1 protein-coding gene is annotated in these 1,324 nt (G+C 46.1%); it reads left to right on the top strand.

Annotation, left to right across the window (positions count from 1 at the left end; all coding sequences use genetic code 11):
- Positions 1-105 precede the first annotated feature (105 nt).
- Positions 106-1,305: an IS4 family transposase gene (locus tag ACX5KA_RS11135; protein ID WP_100970741.1), complete on the top strand. Its 1,200-nt coding sequence runs from the start codon at positions 106-108 to the stop codon at positions 1,303-1,305.
- The last annotated feature ends 19 nt before the right edge of the window (positions 1,306-1,324 follow it).

Consider the following 1,324-nt stretch of genomic DNA (forward strand, 5'->3'; position numbering starts at 1 on the left):
CTGAGCTATCCCCACGAATAGTAAAATAAAGTCAAAGAGTTAGGGAACATTCATGGCATTTGGTGATCAGATCTTTCGCCAAAAAAAACCAACACAGAAAACACCATGAATGCACGCTCTATATTGAACAATCTTGTCTCTTTTGTCAGCCATAAAATGCATAAAACCCGCAAACAGGCCGTTGTCGCCTGTGTGCGAAGCTTGATTGAGAGCGGTTCGGCCACTGTGACCAGTATGGGGCGCGGTATCCGTTCCAATGCCTATGAGAAACACCGTATTAAGCGGGCTGATCGGCTGTTATCTAATGGTCACCTCCAGCGTGAAGTACCGTTTATCTATGCAATGATTTGCCGGTTATTTTGTACCTGTAAACATCCTGTCATTGCCGTTGACTGGTCAGATTTGGATAAGTGCAAAAAGCACTTTTTACTTCGCGCCGCAATTGTCGTTAAAGGGCGGCCTATTACCCTTTATCAGGAAGTGCATGATAGAAAAGCCAGTGCAAAAGCGACTACACATAGAGACTTTTTAGAGATATTGCACACGCTCTTACCGGATACCTGCCAGCCCATTATTGTCACTGATGCGGGCTACAAATCGCCGTGGTTTCGTGAAGTGCAGGCATTGAGATGGCATATTGTCGGACGTGTGCGAAAGCCACATTTATATTCGCTGGATGGCGGTAATGAATGGCAATCTATCGCTGAGCTTTATCTAAAGGCTACAACACGGCCCAAGCGATTTGATAACGCGCTTATCGTCAAGTCACGACCTTTTGCCTGTACCTTGGTGTTGGTTAAAGAGAAAGCGAAAGGTCGACGAGCGTTTAATGCCAATGGCTCGCGCCAACGGGATACCAATTCATTGAAATATGCTGATGGCGCAAGAGATCCGTGGCTACTGGCGACGTCATTGCCCTACCATCGTCACTTATCTAAACAAGTCATCGATATTTATCGCCAGCGCATGCAAATAGAAGAAGGCTTTCGGGATATGAAAAGCACGCGCTTTGGTCTGGGGTATGAAAATAATCGCAGCACAACCAAGACACGCATTACTGTTCTGGTCTTGCTTACCACACTGGCTTCGTTAGTGGCTGTACTGTTGGGCATGCTATTAGTTGTCAGTAACAAGCATCGACGCTTTCAGGCAAATACCGAAACAAAATCCGTACTATCCTTTCACTTTCTTGGCTTGAGAGCTTTTAACACCTCAATGCGATTTACCCTGCATCAGTGGAAAAAGACGATCCGCTGGCTTGATGAACTCACCGCTGAAGCTTGCATGAGCAAGATTACATGCTAAATTCGTGGGGATCCCTCAG

Source organism: Alteromonas alvinellae (assembly GCF_902705805.1).